Origin of the sequence: Nocardia sp. NPDC019395, from assembly GCF_040632335.1 — a bacterium.
Lineage (GTDB): Bacteria > Actinomycetota > Actinomycetes > Mycobacteriales > Mycobacteriaceae > Nocardia.
In genome coordinates, this window is record NZ_JBEYBT010000001.1 from 1,976,144 (window position 1) to 1,990,702 (window position 14,559).

The 14,559-nt window shown below is 68.3% G+C and carries 12 protein-coding genes and 2 pseudogenes; 5 read left to right on the forward strand and 9 right to left on the reverse strand.

Annotation, left to right across the window (positions count from 1 at the left end; translation table 11 throughout):
• The first annotated feature begins 116 nt into the window (after positions 1–116).
• Both ABZ827_RS08105 and ABZ827_RS08110 read left to right on the forward strand, forming a co-directional pair.
• The gene (locus tag ABZ827_RS08105; protein WP_357234058.1) at positions 117–791 is read left to right on the forward strand and encodes a response regulator transcription factor; all 675 of its coding nucleotides are present in this window, start codon (positions 117–119) and stop codon (positions 789–791) included.
• On the forward strand, positions 784–2,124 hold the full coding sequence (locus ABZ827_RS08110) for a HAMP domain-containing sensor histidine kinase (RefSeq protein WP_357234061.1): 1,341 nt from the start codon (positions 784–786) through the stop codon (positions 2,122–2,124). Before ABZ827_RS08105 ends, ABZ827_RS08110 begins: the two co-directional genes overlap by 8 nt.
• A 196-nt stretch (positions 2,125–2,320) precedes the next feature.
• Here the strand turns inward: ABZ827_RS08110 and ABZ827_RS08115 are convergent, their stop codons facing one another.
• The 4 genes and pseudogenes from ABZ827_RS08115 to ABZ827_RS08130 all read right to left on the reverse strand — a co-directional run.
• Positions 2,321–2,701, reverse strand: coding sequence for a WS/DGAT domain-containing protein (locus ABZ827_RS08115; protein WP_357234064.1), 381 nt, complete (start codon positions 2,699–2,701; stop codon positions 2,321–2,323).
• An 83-nt stretch (positions 2,702–2,784) separates the two neighbouring features.
• Positions 2,785–2,895 (reverse strand): annotated as a pseudogene (locus tag ABZ827_RS08120) (hypothetical protein); the annotation flags it as partial.
• A 342-nt stretch (positions 2,896–3,237) separates the two neighbouring features.
• Positions 3,238–3,741 carry a WS/DGAT domain-containing protein gene (locus ABZ827_RS08125; RefSeq protein ID WP_357234602.1) on the reverse strand — a complete coding sequence of 168 codons (504 nt, stop codon included), beginning with the start codon at positions 3,739–3,741 and terminating at the stop codon, positions 3,238–3,240.
• Positions 3,742–3,825: 84 nt separating this feature from the next.
• Positions 3,826–4,458 (reverse strand): annotated as a pseudogene (locus ABZ827_RS08130) (wax ester/triacylglycerol synthase domain-containing protein); the annotation flags it as partial.
• A 139-nt stretch (positions 4,459–4,597) separates the two neighbouring features.
• Here ABZ827_RS08130 and ABZ827_RS08135 point away from each other — a divergent pair.
• Positions 4,598–5,524 carry a universal stress protein gene (locus tag ABZ827_RS08135; RefSeq protein ID WP_357234067.1) on the forward strand — a complete coding sequence of 309 codons (927 nt, stop codon included), beginning with the start codon at positions 4,598–4,600 and terminating at the stop codon, positions 5,522–5,524.
• 39 nt (positions 5,525–5,563) lie between these two features.
• On the opposite strand, the gene ABZ827_RS08140 is transcribed toward ABZ827_RS08135, so the two are convergent.
• The 3 genes from ABZ827_RS08140 to ABZ827_RS08150 all read right to left on the reverse strand — a co-directional run bounded on the left by ABZ827_RS08140 (position 5,564) and on the right by ABZ827_RS08150 (position 7,712).
• Entirely contained in the window at positions 5,564–6,475 is a 912-nt protein-coding gene (locus tag ABZ827_RS08140; RefSeq protein ID WP_357234070.1) for a universal stress protein, read from the reverse strand.
• A gap of 17 nt (positions 6,476–6,492) precedes the next feature.
• Positions 6,493–7,380, reverse strand: coding sequence for a universal stress protein (locus ABZ827_RS08145; protein WP_357234072.1), 888 nt, complete (start codon positions 7,378–7,380; stop codon positions 6,493–6,495).
• A gap of 74 nt (positions 7,381–7,454) precedes the next feature.
• Positions 7,455–7,712, reverse strand: coding sequence for a hypothetical protein (locus ABZ827_RS08150; protein WP_357234075.1), 258 nt, complete (start codon positions 7,710–7,712; stop codon positions 7,455–7,457).
• 446 nt (positions 7,713–8,158) lie between these two features.
• Here ABZ827_RS08150 and ABZ827_RS08155 point away from each other — a divergent pair, with 446 nt between their 5' ends.
• Together ABZ827_RS08155 and ABZ827_RS08160 are read left to right on the forward strand one after the other, a co-directional pair.
• Entirely contained in the window at positions 8,159–8,611 is a 453-nt protein-coding gene (locus ABZ827_RS08155; protein WP_357234078.1) for a CBS domain-containing protein, read from the forward strand.
• Between the two features lie 336 nt (positions 8,612–8,947).
• Positions 8,948–9,055, forward strand: a complete 108-nt coding sequence (locus ABZ827_RS08160) for a DUF1918 domain-containing protein (protein WP_357234080.1) — start codon at positions 8,948–8,950, stop codon at positions 9,053–9,055.
• 114 nt (positions 9,056–9,169) lie between these two features.
• Here ABZ827_RS08160 and otsB read toward each other — a convergent pair whose 3' ends face one another.
• Both otsB and ABZ827_RS08170 read right to left on the reverse strand, forming a co-directional pair.
• Positions 9,170–13,156: a trehalose-phosphatase gene (gene otsB, locus ABZ827_RS08165; protein WP_357234082.1), complete on the reverse strand. Its 3,987-nt coding sequence runs from the start codon at positions 13,154–13,156 to the stop codon at positions 9,170–9,172.
• 399 nt (positions 13,157–13,555) lie between these two features.
• Positions 13,556–14,557 (reverse strand): zinc-binding alcohol dehydrogenase family protein, encoded by a 1,002-nt coding sequence (locus ABZ827_RS08170; protein ID WP_357234604.1) that lies wholly within the window; start codon positions 14,555–14,557, stop codon positions 13,556–13,558.
• Positions 14,558–14,559 lie beyond the last annotated feature (2 nt).

Genomic DNA, 14,559 nt, shown 5'->3' on the forward strand with positions numbered 1-14,559 from the left:
CGACGGATCGGCCCCGCATCGCGGTATCCGCGCCGGACCGCTTCGACCGCGAAAGAGGAGCGTGCGAACAGCATGGTCGAGCCGGTGTTCACGGTCGTCGATTCATACTGGGTGCCGTGCGCATACTGGTGGTCGACGACGAAAGCCGCTTCGCCGACGGGCTGAGGAGAGGGCTTCGGGCCGAGGGCTTCGCCGTCGATCTGGCCTACACCGCGACCGACGGCCTGTGGCGGGCGCGTGAGGTGCGCTACGACGCGCTCATATTGGACGTGATGATGCCGGGTATGAGTGGATACGCGGTGTGCCGGACTCTGCGGGACGAGGGAAACTGGACACCGATTCTCATGCTCACCGCCAAGGACGGTGAATGGGACCAGGTCGAGGGTCTCGATACCGGCGCCGACGACTACGTGATCAAACCCGCCGATTTCCCGGTGCTCGTCGCCCGGCTACGCGCGTTGATCCGCCGCGGCCGCCCGGAGCGCCCGACCTCGCTGCAAGTGGGCAGCCTCCGCCTCGACCCGGCTACCCGAGAGGTCCGCCGCGGTGATACTCCGGTGCGGTTGACCGCCCGGGAATTCGCGATACTGGCCTTCTTTGCCCGCGAGCCGGGCGTGATCCGGTCCAAGAGCGATATTCTGGCCGGGGTCTGGCAGGGCGAATTCGACGGTGATTCCAATATCGTCGAGGTCTATATCGCGCACCTGCGAGCCAAGATCGATAAACCGTTCGCCGTCGACACCATCCGCACGATCCGCGGCGCGGGATATCGGCTGATGCCCGATGTCTAGCCTGCGCCTGCCGTCGCTGCGGGTGCGGATCACGGTGACGACCACGGCCACCGTGCTGGCGGTCCTGGCCGGCGGTGCGGTGACTTTCCTGGCGTTGTTCCGCCACACCCTGGTCACAGCGCAATCGAAGGCCGCTGGTATCCAGGCCGCCCAAATCGCCACGGACGCACAGCACCGGCTCGAGAACGCCGCCGGCCCGATCTTGCTACCGGTCTCGGAAGTCGATGATGTGATCATCCAGCTCCAGCAGGACGGTCGTGTGATCGCCACCTCCGAGGGGGATTCCGGCGGGGGGCCGACCCTGCCGGTGCCGTTCGCAGAACGCTTCTCCCTCGGTGGGGACAGCTATGTCGTGCAATCCGCGCCGATCACAGTGGAGTCGGGACCGGTGCAGTCCGTTGTCGTCGCGCGCTCACTCGAGGACGCCGACAGTGCCGTGCGATCGGCGGGCCTGTTGCTGGCCGCCGCGGTGCCCACGGTCAGCGCGTTCGTCGCGGTACTGATGTGGGCGGTGGTCGGTCGTTCGCTGCGACCGGTCGAGCACATACGGCTCGATGCCGAATCCATCGGGGCCGATCTTTCCCGGCGGGTGGATCCACCCGCCGGGAAAGACGAGGTCGCACGGCTGGCCGCGACCATGAACCGGATGCTCGACCGGCTCGAATCCTCGCACCGGGCGCAGCAACGGTTCGTCTCTGACGCCTCCCACGAGTTGCGCTCACCCGTGGCCGCCATCCGCCAGCACGCGCAGGTCGCATTGCATCATCCCGCGGCGACCGATCTGGCATCGCTGGCCGGGATCGTCGACAGCGAGGCCGCCCGATTACACGCTCTGGTGGACGATCTGCTGCTGCTGGCACGTCTCGGGGAAGGGCCCGGCAACAACCGCGGCGAAGTCGATCTCGACGATATAGTCCTCGCCGAAGCCAGCCGGTTGCGTCAACTCGGTGTCACCGTCGATATCGCGGCGGTGGGACCGGCCCGGGTCTTCGCCGACGAAGGGCTACTGGCCAGGGCGGTTCGCAACGCCACCGACAACGCGCGCCGCCACGCACGCAGTCACGTCGACTTCACACTGCGCTGCAAGAACGGACAGGTTGTCCTCTGGGTCGACGACGACGGTGACGGGGTCCCCGAGCCCGACCGTGACCGGCTTTTCCGCCGTTTCGAACGCAGCGACGACAATCGCAGTCGCACCCACGGCGGCGCGGGACTGGGCCTGGCCATCATCGCCGAAGCCGCCCGGCACACCGGCGGCAGCGCACGACTGTCGAGCTCGCCCCACGGCGGAGCCCGCCTCGAGATCAACCTGCCCGAATACACCAACGACTGACCTGGGCACAGATCTGATCCTTCGGCGTAATGCCCTGCCCGACGGTGCGCCTTCACGCCACCAGCAGAGCACCCGCCAGCGCGACTGCCGCCGGCCGCACCGTGAACAGGGTTGCCGGCACGATCGGCCGCAGCCCCATTGAGCGCAACAGCGACAGCCGTATGCTGAGCCCCAGTGCGAACAGTCGTGATGCCGGTCATCTGCCGTCCTTCTCCTCCGCCGAGGACCGGTGAGACGCTGGCCCGCTCTCCCCATCGTTATCGGGCCGACCGGAAGAATCGCCACCACGGGCGGCACGGGCGGCGAGTTCACCTACGGCGCTTCGAATCCCGTCCGCCAGCACCTCGATATCGGAGGTGGTGTCGTAATCACCGGTGATTCCGAAGACCAGGTGATCGTGGTAGCTGAGAATCGCGATCGCGGTCCGCAGACGCATGGCGATCGGCACCGCGGGCAGCAATTCGCGCACCTTGTGGCCGTGCAGTGTGAGCTCGTGCCGCGGGCCGGGCACATTGGTCGCCAGCGCGGCGACACCGCGCTGGGGAAACCGCGTCGCAAGCCGCAGGGTCCACGCCACCGCGGCGAACGGAAGCCATTGTGCCAGTCCGAGAACCGTATGCTCCGCACCGCCGCACCGCCGGACTTCTGGGCCTGCATGGTCGTGTGGACGGCCCGGAGGCGGTCGACCGCGTCGGTCCGGTCGACCGGCAGGTACGGCAGAACCGCCGAGACCCTGTTGTCCAGGACATATTTCGCATGCTCGGCCCGCATGGACACCGGCACGATTATGCGCAGCCCGTGTGCGGTCGGTGTCTCGCCGCGCCCCAGTAACAGCTCCCGGTAGCCCGCGGTGATCGCGGCGAGGACCACATCGTTGACGGTGACCCGGTACTTCGCGCCGATATCGGCGACCACCGGCAGCGACACCCGTACCGCGGTATATCGACGCCGATGACCGGGGCATCCCGCCGAGCCGCCGCCCCAGGGTCGCGGTCAAAGCGTCGCGTGGGGGCGGCGCACCATCCAGGATCGCGACAACCGCGATACCGAGACTGACCCGCCTATCGGCGTCCTCCAGTTCGATGAAGCCGGTGTCGAGTGCACGGAGCTCGGTCATCGTCCGCATCTCGCAGCGGTATCCGCGCCGGGACCGAGTGCCAGCACCGCGCGGAACCCGGAATCGAGGCAGGCAGTGAATTCCGGCAGATCCGGCACGGCCGCCGTATCGGCATTGATTCCCACACAACATGTTCCGAGGTAGGAGATCAGTGTCGCGTTGAACGCGGTGCCGATGGTCGGACCGAACGCGTGGATGCTCTCGACCTCGGCGCCCGCAAGGTAGAGCGGGACCGGTGAACCGGGTACGTCGGAGGCGACGAAGTCGATATGCTTCAGCATCTGCGCCAGCGCACCGCTGGGCAGGCGGTTGAATACGGCCGCGACCGCGTTGGACAGCGGGATAGCGGGTTCACGGCGCCAGCGGTCGACGAGATCGTGTACCACCCACATCAGGTCCAGTACGTCGTCTGTGTGGACCGGAATACCGAATCTGGCCAAGGTGATCCGGTTTCCGCCGATCGGGTCGTCTTCGGCCCGGACACTGATCGGGACCGTCACCCGCAGCCGCTCTATGGGCGCGTCGTAGCGGGCGTGATAGGAACGCAATCCCAGGAGCAGGGCGGTGAGGAAGGCATCGTTGACGGTACATCCGGCCGTGAGTGCGGATTCGGTCAACTGCTCGAGCGGCACTTCGAGGACCGTCAACCGCCGTCCGAGACTGCGTTCGGTCATCACCGGCGACATCGTGGTGACCACGGGGCGGGCCAGGCGTGCCAGCGAGGACGTGAGGGCCGCGCCGCCGCGTGCCGCAGCGACCGGATTCCCTGCCGCCCGTCCGAGCGCCGCCACCGCGGATACTCCGCCTCGTAGCAGTCCGTACCCCGCCGACCAGTTCCACGCCAGCGTATCGGCGACCCGTCCGGCGCTGGATCCGTCGAGTCCGCGGACCGGTCCGCGTTCTGTCCCCTCCCGGGTGACGTCCAGTATCTGTCCGGCGATCTCCATACCGCCGACCCCGTCGGTCAAACTGTGGTGCACCTTGAGAACAGCCGCCGTCCGGCCTTCGGGCAAACCGGTCAACAGAGTCAATGTCCACAGTGGGCGGGCCGGATCGAATGCCGTCATCACCTCGTTCCGGGCGAACTCGAGCACATCCGACCGGTCCGCCGCACCCGGCAGCGCGGCGCGGCGAAGATGCCAGGACAGATCGAAATTCGGGTCCGGTTCCCAGCGGGGCGGGGCGAGACCCAGTGGCACCGTGGACAGAATGTGCCGGAACCACCGGGCCGGGCTGCCCGGCGGACCGGTATCGCCTTTCGGCCCCCGGGTTCATGACAAACGACAGGCGTGCGGGGCGGCGACGGGCTTCTACGCTACGAGTACTGTGCCGCGTCGAGCCGAAGGGACCCACGACATGGCGACCCACCGGATCGACCGACCACACAATCTGGCCTCCGCCGAGGTCATGGTGGGCACCGACGGTTCCGCCGCATCCCATCGGGCGGTGCACTGGGCCGCGGAAACCGCTGCCCAGCGTGGCCGGACCCTCCGCATCGTGCACGGACTCGATCTCACCGCCGCCGCGGCCGCCCTGGGATCCTACGACGTACTGGCTCCCGGCGTCATCGACAACATCCGCCGCTGCGGAACCGAGCACCTCGCCTCGGCGGCGCACCTGGCCAGGGCAATCGCCCCCGGCCTCCGGATCCGCACCGAAGTCTGCGAGGCAGAATCCGCACGATTGCTCATCGCGCGATCGGCCGACGCGCATATGGTCGTTCTCGGCGCGGCCGGCGATATCGGCACGTTCGCCCACCTCGGGTCCACCCTGCTCGCGGTCGTCGCACACGGCCACGGCGCGGTCGTAGTGGTCCGGCATCGCGGCGCCGACCTCCGGCCCGGCGGCGGATACCCCGTGGTGGTGGGTATTGACGGCAGCCCCCGGAGCCAGGCCGCCGTCGCGGCCGCATTCCATGAAGCTTCGGAGCGCAAGACCCGGCTGGTGGCGGTGCACACCTGGTGCGACCAGCGCTTCGATCGCTTTGCCGGATACCCGAATACGATCACGGACCCAGAAGTCGCGGCCGCCGCACAGACCCTGGTGTCCGAGCAACTGGCAGGTTGGCAGGAGAAGTATCCGGACGTTCCCGTCCTCCGGAAGGTCTACCCCGCCGGACCGATCCACCAGCTGAGCGAGTGGTCGAAGCTGGCGCAGCTGGTGGTCGTCGGCAACCGAGGCCGCGGCGGATTCCGGGGCCTGTTGCTGGGATCCACCGGCAATGCCCTCGTCCAGCACGCGCACTGCCCGGTCATGGTCGCCCATACCGAACTGCACCGCTGATCACTGCTCGCGGCCGGCGAACCGCCCCGCGCCTCCGGCTCAGTGTGTGTCCCGCGCGCGGACGATGATCATCGGAGTGTCCACGGCGTGCAGCAACGCGTTACTTGTAGATCCGAGCAGCATGCTCGTGAATCCGCCGCGCCCGTGACTGCCCACGACGACCAGTTGCGCGTCGTCCGAGGCGTCGAGCAGCGAGCGCACCGGCCGGTCCGCGGTCACGATCCGCGTGACGGGGACGTCCGGATACCGCTCGCCATACCCGGCGAGGTTCTCGGCCAGCTCCGCCTCCGCCGATCCCCGGGCGCTGTCCCAGTTCCGGACCGGGATATCGAGTCCGCTGGTATCGCTCCAGGCGTGCAGCGCGGTCAATCCGACCGTACGGCGCGCCGCCTCGTCGAAGGCGAGTTCCACCGCCGCGACGCTGTTGCCGGTGCCGTCGACGCCCACCAGCACCGGCCGGCCGGCCGACACCACGTCCAGTGGTGTGTCGGCGTGGATCACCGCGACCGGGCAGTGCGCGTGCCGGGTGACCGCCGTACTCACCGATCCGAGCAGGCCCCGCTGGAAGGCGCCCACGCCACGGCTGCCGACCACCAGCATCCGCGCCGTGGACGATTGCGCGATGAGCGCGGGCGTGATGAGCAGATCGGTCGCCTCGGTGGTGACGGCGGGTTCGCCGCCCGGTGTCGCTGTCCGGGCCACGTGCGCCGCCTCGGTGAGGATTCGCTCGCCCTCTTCCCGCATCCAGCGCAGATCGTCTTCGGTCGCGATCGCATCGGGTCCGAAGCCGGACGGGATCGTCCACGAATTGACGAGGTGCAACCCGCAGCCGTGCAAACCTGCTTCGACAGCGGCCCAGGCAACCGCCCGGTAGGAACTCGGTGAGCCGTCCGCGGCCGCGACTATCAGCGGCTCGGAGTGTGCCTTCGGACCGGATCCGTGGTCTGCCATGGCTTTCCCTTTCCCTGTCAATTCCTCATGGGCCGACCGTGCACGACCATGAGCGGGCATTCCGCCGCGTACAGCAGCGTGACCGTGGTCGCTCCCAAGACGGTGCCCGGGACTCCGCCACGTCCGCGGCGACCCACAACCAGCAGCTGGGCCCACGCCGATTCGACGGTCAGCGTCCGCGCGGGCGCATCGGTCCGGACAACCCTTTCGATCTCCACCTGGGGATACCGCCCGGCGGGACCGGCCATCCATCCGCCGAGCAGAGCTTCGTCGGTGGGACGCCTATCGGCGGGAATCTCGATTCCGCTGGTATCGCTCCAGGCGTGCACGGCCACCAACCCCACCCCGCGACGCGACGCCTCGGCGAAAGCGCTCTCCAGCGCGACCAAGCTGTGCGGGCTGCCGTCCACCCCGACAGCGACCGGTTTCGTCCGTGAGACCGGGTCGGTGCCGGACTGCCCGGATACGACGGCGACCGGGCACTGCGCGTGCGCTGTCACCGCGGAGCTGAGCGAACCGATGACCGTCGGGGCGATCCCACCGCGGCCGCGCCGGCCCACGGCCAGCATCGCCGCGCTTGCCGAGCGGTCCAGCAGGGTCGGGGTGATCAGTTCGAAGGTCACCTCGGTCGTGATCGGCACGGAATCGCCGGCCGTCGCGCGAACTGCTCGTACCGCTTCGTCCAGTACCCACTCCCCGTTTGCCCGCAGCCACTCGATCTCCGCCTCGTCCAGCACCGATGCCCCCGAGCGCGGCGGCAGTGCGCACGAAGTCAGCAAGTGCAACGTCTGCCCCCGCAGCCGGGCTTCCAGCCCGGCCCATGCCGCGGCACGCAGCGACGGTAGCGAGCCGTCGACACCCACCACGATGGGTGTGCCGATCTCCTCGGCCGGGGGCTCAGCCATCGGATGCTCCATCCTGGTCCGGCCGCGCGTCATCGTCTTCACCCACCGGCGAGCGATCTAGCGCAGGGGCCCGATCACCTCGTCGAGCGGGCGGCGCGGTGAATCCCGGCCATGATGAGTCCTCGCTCTCGGATCGGCGTCTTGTCGCGGCAGTTCCGGTCGTTGCGGACGGCACCGTTGTTGACCAGGATCGCCAGCGGCCCGTACACGGCCTCGGCTTCGTCGAGAACCCGCCGCCAGTCCGCTTCGTCGGTGACATCGAGCCGCTGGAACAGCGCGTGGGGGTCCCATCGACTCGGCGAGTTCTGTACCGGCCTGTTCGAGCAGATCACCGATGACGACGTCGATATCGTCTTTGGTCAGGGCGCGGACGATGGCGGCACCGATGCCCCGGGCACCGCCGGTGACGAGCGCGCCGCGGCCGGTGAATGCACTCATCTCTGCACCTCTCGTCGCCGGATCCTCCGTCCTCAGCCTCCCGTTTTCCCCCGACCGCCGAGACAGTCGAAAGTCACCTGTCCTGGTGTCCTCCGCCAGCAGATGACGCCTCGCCACCGGATCCGGCTCGGGCGGCCTGCTATCGGAACTCCCGTGCGCGGCGATCGGCTTCCTCGGACGCCAGGTGCTCTGCCCATGACCGGTGCAGCGCCGTTGCGTAACCACCCATTCGGCTTCGACTACAGAAGACCTGCCGCAGAGTACTTAGTCCCCTGATGCCGCCCGATTCCTGCGGCGAGGATGGGCACATCACCGAGAATGTGACATCAGGGAGGCAACCATGACGACCGCGCGTGCTGTGATGCACGAAGAAGTGGCCCATATAGGGGTGCGTGACACGCTGGACGTCGCGGCGCAGCAGATGCGTCAGCGCGGCATCGGCGCCCTGCCGATCTGCGACGGCGAAGGAAACCCGGTAGGCATCGTCACCGATCGCGATATCGTCGTGAACTGTGTCGCGCTGGGACACAACCCCGCGACTGCCACCGCCGGTGAGTACGCCCAAGGGGACGAGCTGCACACAGTGGAGACCGGTACCGATATCGGCGAGGCTCTGGCACTGATGGAGCGCTACCAGATCCGCCGCCTCCCGGTCACCGACCACGGCCGGCTGGTGGGCATCATCACCGAAGCCGATCTGGCCCGGGAGCTGCCGGAGCAGGAGGTCGGCGAGTTCGTCGAGGCGGTATGCGAACCGCAGTTGCCCGCCCAGGCCGAAGCACCCACGGCATAGCTGTCGACGCCGCTCTCAGGTTCGGGTCGCGGGAGACCGCAGCGGCCCGCACCGCGGCCCCGTTCACCGGCTCTGCTGTCCGGGCCTCGTCGGCGAGATCATCCCAAACCCGGCAGGCCGCCGACACCGGCAACACCCGAGGCCCGTCGATGTCGATTTCCACTGCGTCCGGCCAGGGGTCCACGGTGCCGGCCAGGGCGGTGGCGATCTGCGGGGTGGCCTCGGAGAGGCTGCTGCCGCGGTGCCGGATCCGGTCGAGCGCCACGCCGAGTCACGATGAGAGCGGGGACTGGCTGATCGTCGAAGGGCGCGCTCGATGACGCCGTTCACCGGGGATTGATCGAAGAAGTCCACGGCGCCGACGGTGCGCCACCGTACCTCGTGCACCGGACCGATACCGAGACCCGCGCGCTCACGTTTCCGGTCCCGACGCTCGTGTGGTGACGAGCGCGGAGTTACGGGCCGAGGAGGAGATAGTCACGAACCATTTCTCCTCGAAGCACTACCGGCCGCCGACGCGCACCTGACAGTAGCGAGGTATTCCGGCCGAAGTGTTCGCTACGTATCCGCAGCCGGGGCCGGACTGTCCTCCAGGCACACGGTGTTCCCCGGCGACAACCGTACCGCCTGGTCCCGGCAGACGATATCGATCGGCGGCGCGTCCCCGGGTTCGGAACCGATCTCGACTCTCCTGCCGCCGATTCGCACCATCAGCCGATGACCTCGGTACAGCATGGGAAACGACAGCGTGCCCAGCGTTTCCGGCCAGTAGGGGCAGAAGATGAGCCGGCCACCGCGCACCTCCAGCCCGGTGAAGCAACGCTGGAGCAGGTCGACGCTGCCCGCCATCGCGGCCAGGTGGATTCCTTCGCCTGTCGTCCCACCCTGGATATCGCCCACATCCGATTCGACCACCCGCGCGAAGAATTCCAGGGCGCGTTCCCGGTTGGCGCGGGCGAGCACCCAGGAATGCACGAGGGCACTCGAGGTCGAACCGTGTGATGTCCGGGTCAGGTAGTAGTCGATCGTCCGGGGAATCATCTCCCCCGGTAACTCGTAGCCGAGGCGGGCGAACAGTTCGCGCAGTTCGTCCGCCGAGAACAGATAGAACAGCATGAGCACATCGGCCTGTTTGCCCGCGCGGTATCGGCCGATATCGTCGCCCTCTGCTTCCAGGATCCGGTCCAGCCGCTGGATATCGCCGTAGCGGCGCCGGTAGTGGTCCCAGTCCAGTTCCTGCAACCGGTCGTAGCCCTCGAATTGACTTATGACACCGTCGTGGAAGGGCACGTACATCCGGTGGGCGACCTCGCGCCAATGCGATGGTTCCCCGGAAGCCACACCGAGGCGCTCGAGCAATTCGGCGCGGGCGCGGGGGGCGATCACCTCGAGCGCTTCGAGTGCGCAGTGGATCGTCCAGGCGGCCATGACATTGGTGTAGGCGTTGTTGTCGACACCCGTTCCCGGTGCGTCCGGGTAGCCGGCGTGGAATTCGTCCGGGCCGATCACGCCGGTGAGTACACAGCGGTCGAGCCGCGTATCGAAATCGGCCAGTGCCGCCCAGAACCGGGCTGTTTCCACCAGTAGCTCGGCGCCACGCTCGGTGAGGTACTCCAGATCGCCGGTCGTCTGGTAGTACTGCCAGACGGTGTAGGCGACGGCGGCGCCCACATGATGCGCGCGCCGGCTCGGATCCGGATTCCACCGGCCCGACAGCGGATTGAGGTGCAGCTGCTGGCTCTCCTCGCGCCCGTCGCTTCCGGACTGCCAGGGAAACATCGCTCCGGCGAGCCCGGCCGCGGCGGCCGCCCGGCGGGCTTCGGGTAGGCGCCGGTATCGGTAGCGCAGCAGTGACCGGGTCAGCCCCGGAAATCGCGGGGTCAGGACGGGCAGCACGAACAGCTCGTCCCAGAACACATGGCCGCGATAGGCCTCGCCGTGCAGGCCGCGCGCGGGAACTCCGGCATCCAGGTCGGCAGTGCTCGGCGAGAGTGTCTGGATCAGATGGAGCAGATGCAAGCGCAGGGTTCGCACCGAACCGTGGTCGTCGAGGTCGATGCGCAGACGTCCCCAGATCCGGTCCCAGGCCGCGGCGTGTCCGGCGAACAGGCTTTCGTAGTCCTGCGCGGTCTCCAGCTCTCGTGCTGCCTCGTCATCGGGGCCGGCCGAGGCATGATCACGACCTGTGCACACCACCGCCGTTTTCTCCAGGACGACCGGCTCCCCTTCCCTGGCCTCGACGGTGAACTCGTGGCCGATAGACCTTTCCCCGCACACGGTCTCCGGCGCTTCCGCTGCACCGGATCGCAGGATATTGCGGATCGCGACGGTTATCGGGACCAGCGAACTGTTGGTCTGTGTCGCCAGGAGCGCCGAATCCTCGGACAGCCGGGTTGTGCGCACCGCGCCCAGATGCGTGCCGGACAGGTCGCGGTAACGCTCGACGAGGCTGTTGGTCACCGATCCGTCCACGGTCGAGCGAAGGTACAGCGTCCCGGTCCAGTTCTCGGCGGTGATCGTGGTGACGAGTGCCGCCAGGTGGGGCCGGTGTACGGCCACGAAACGCCGCTGCTCCACTCCGGTGATGCGCCCGGTGTCGTCGCGGAACCGGAACCGCCGGGTCAGTTCCGCGCGGCGGATATCCAATCGCTGGCGGTAGTCCAGCAGTTCCGCGGTGTCGGGTTCGAACCAGTCGCCGTCGGATATCCGGAAGGTGACCGGCAGCCAGTTCGGCACATTCACCAGGCTCTCGTTGTCTATCTCCTGTCCCGCCACCCGGTCGCGGAGCCGGTTGTACAGGCCGGCGACATAGGTTCCGGGATAGTGCGATTCGCCCGCTCGGCATTCCGGCGCCGCACCGCGGGTGGCGAAGTAGCCGTTGCCCAGGGTGCACAGCGCTTCCCGAAGCTTCTCCTGCCCCGGGTCGTAGCCCTCGTAGACCAGTGACCAAGTCTCCGTTTCGGTTCCAGCCGGCGCGGCGCGCACGAGTTCCACCAGCCGCTGCAGAAAATTACCGACCCGGCGCGGCCCGGCCAGCGAGTAGCGGGCGGCGGTGAACCTGTCGGTGTTCTCCGCATCGTGCACGACCAGGGCGAGCCCGTCCGGCTCGATCGCGTCGAAGGCGTCCTCGTCGGTCACATCATCGCCGAGGTAAATCGGAAGCGCGGCGATATCGAGCTGGCGCAGGATCCAGCGCACCGCCTCGCCTTTGTCCCAGTCGACGTCCGGCCGCAGCTCGACGACTTTGCGACCGGTGCTGACCCGCAGACCGGCGGCACGACCGGTGTCGCGCACCGTGGTCATCACCTGTTCGGCGACCTCGGCGCCTGCGGTGCGGAAGTGCACGGCGACCGCGAAGCGCTTGTGCTCGACCATGACACCCGGGATATCGCGCAGTCGCGACCTCAGGCTTTCGGCGGCATCGGTCAGGGCTGTTTCGGCGCCGGGCACCGCGTCGTGCACATGCCGGGTGCCGTCGGGAGCCATCAATTCGAACCCGTGACTGCCGGCGAGCCAGACGCCGGGTACGGGCATTCGTTCGCGAAGGTCGTCCAGACCGCGGCCGCTGATCACGGCAACCGGGCAGCGAGCGGCCAGTTCCGTGAGGGCGGTCGCCGCGCCCTCCACCATCTCGGCGGCGGCCGGATCGGTGACGATCTCGGCCAGAGTCCCGTCGAAATCCATGAGCACAGCGGGTGTCTCGATACCCAGCAGGTCTGTGATCCGGGGCCAGAACTCGAATGCGTCCGGCACCTCCCCGATACGGCGAAAACCCCCGTGTACTCCGATCCGCACCGCGTCGTCGACGGCCGCATCGGCGCCCGCGGCCACCAGCCGCCCGCCCGGGCCGGCCCGCTCGATTCCGAGGACCAGTGCGAAACCTCCGGCTCGTCCGGCTGCCACACCCGCCTCGGCATCCTCGACGACCACCGCCCGGGCCGGAGCGACGTCCAGGCGCGATACCACCTCACACAGCATCGCGGGATCGGGCTTTCCCGGCAGTCGGAGCTCCGCGGCATCCATCCCGTCGACCCGGACCTCGAAAAGGTGACCGATACCGGCAGCCGCGAGTACCTGCGCGCAGTGCCGGCTGGCCGAGACGACGCCCGTACGTATTCCCTGGAAGCGGAGCCGGCGCACCAGGGCGACGGTCGATTCGAACGCCGCCACCCCGTCGCGGGCGAGGATCGCCCGGAAGAGGTTGTCCTTTCTGTTGCCCAGCCCGCAGATGGTCGCGACCGAATCCGGATCGGCCGGTCCGCCGCGAGGCAGCTGGATATGCCGGGCAGTCAGGAAATCCTCGACGCCGGAGTAGCGGGGTTTACCGTCCACGTATTTCAGATAGTCCGCCTCGCTGAACGGCGACCGATCCTGTCCCGGGCCGGCCGGTTCCGCCGTCAGGAAGGCATCGAATGTCTCGGTCCAGGCAGCAGCGTGGATCGAGGCACTGTCGGTCACCACACCGTCCATATCGAAGATCACCGCGTCGTATCGGCGGATATCGATATGCGGTGCCGAATCGTGAACCCTGGGCTCGATGCGCATGGAACCTACCTGTCTCGAACAGGGCTTCGTCGCTTCCGGCGGGTCAACGGACCGGCCGGGCCGGCTCGAGGATCTCGTCTACGCCGGACCGTGTCCCTATCGGGGCTCTGCTGGAGCGTTCGGACTCCTTTTCCCGCGATCCGGCAACCGGGCGCGAACACTCCGGTCGATCGCCGGGTGTGGGCCGCATACTCGCCTGCACGTATCCTGCCCGATAGATCCTCGTCGGCGGGAGTGCCGAAAGTCCCTGCCGGTGCCGTTTCGGGCTCGGCCCGGCACCGCCGGGAAGCGACTTCGGACTCCTGGCCCCGGGACCATGTCCGCATCGGCGACCTCTTCCACCCTCTACCGTCGCACTATCGGCACCAGCCGGGCGGCCCGCCCGGGAGCGGCGACCGGTCAGGGCACCAGGACTGCGGCCCCATCGAAACGTCCGTGCGATAGGTCGGACAGTGCGTGGCCGGCTCGGTCGAGCGGGTACCGATGGGTCGTCACGCGAAGCCGGTGGCCCTGCGCGAAAGACATGAACTCGCGCGCGTCGGCCCGTGTATTGGAGGTGACACTGCGGAGCTGCCGTTCCCGGAACAGGTGGCGCTGGTAGTTGAGGGTGGGTATATCACTGAGGTGTATGCCCGCCAGTGCCAGTGTGCCTCCCGCACCGAGCGCTTCCAGCGCGGGTGGCACCAACTCGCCCACCGGCGCGAAGAGGATCGCGGAATCCAGCCGTTCCGGCGGCGGGTCCGCGGCGGGCCGGGCCGACGATACGCCGAGGTCGAGCGCCAGCTCGCGGGCGGTGGGACCCCTGGTCATGACGTGGACACGGGCGCCACGCGCGAGGGCGACCTGTGCCGTGAGATGGGCACTTCCGCCGAAACCGTAGATGCCCAGCACACCGCCGTCCGGTAAGGCCGCCCGCCCGAGGGCGCGGTAGCCGATGATCCCGGCGCACAGCAACGGGGCCAGCTCCCGATCGTCGTACCCGGTCGGCAGGGACAACGCGAAATCCGCTGGCGCGGTGACATATTCGGCATATCCGCCGTCGGCGTCCCACCCGGTGTAGCGCGACTGCGGGCACAAGTTCTCCGCGCCGCGCCGGCAGAACTCGCAATGTCCGCAGGTATATCGCAGCCAGGGGATACCGATGCGATCCCCCACCGTGAACCCGGCGTCCTCCGCGCGGCCGGCGTCGAAGACTTCCGCGACGATCTCATGGCCCGGTACCACCTGCGGGCGATGCACAGGGAGGTCCCCTTCCACCACGTGCAAGTCGGTCCGGCAGACACCGCAAGCCAGCACCCGGGCCGAGAGTTCGCCCGGCCCGGGCTCCGGGAGCGGCTCATTACGTTCGGCGATCGGGCCCCGGTCGATAGCGCGCGGAGAGTCCACCCGCCACGCGCGCATGA

Bases quoted from the DNA above. Each gene is read 5' to 3' on its own strand.
- ABZ827_RS08110 (WP_357234061.1), top strand. From the start codon at position 784: ATGTCTAGCCTGCGCCTGCCGTCGCTGCGGGTGCGGATCACGGTGACG.
- ABZ827_RS08135 (WP_357234067.1), top strand. From the start codon at position 4,598: ATGGCGACCCACCGGATCGACCGACCACACAATCTGGCCTCCGCCGAG.
- ABZ827_RS08140 (WP_357234070.1), bottom strand. From the start codon at position 6,475: ATGGCAGACCACGGATCCGGTCCGAAGGCACACTCCGAGCCGCTGATA.
- ABZ827_RS08145 (WP_357234072.1), bottom strand. From the start codon at position 7,380: ATGGCTGAGCCCCCGGCCGAGGAGATCGGCACACCCATCGTGGTGGGT.
- ABZ827_RS08155 (WP_357234078.1), top strand. From the start codon at position 8,159: ATGACGACCGCGCGTGCTGTGATGCACGAAGAAGTGGCCCATATAGGG.
- otsB (WP_357234082.1), bottom strand. From the start codon at position 13,156: ATGCGCATCGAGCCCAGGGTTCACGATTCGGCACCGCATATCGATATC.
- ABZ827_RS08170 (WP_357234604.1), bottom strand. From the start codon at position 14,557: ATGCGCGCGTGGCGGGTGGACTCTCCGCGCGCTATCGACCGGGGCCCG.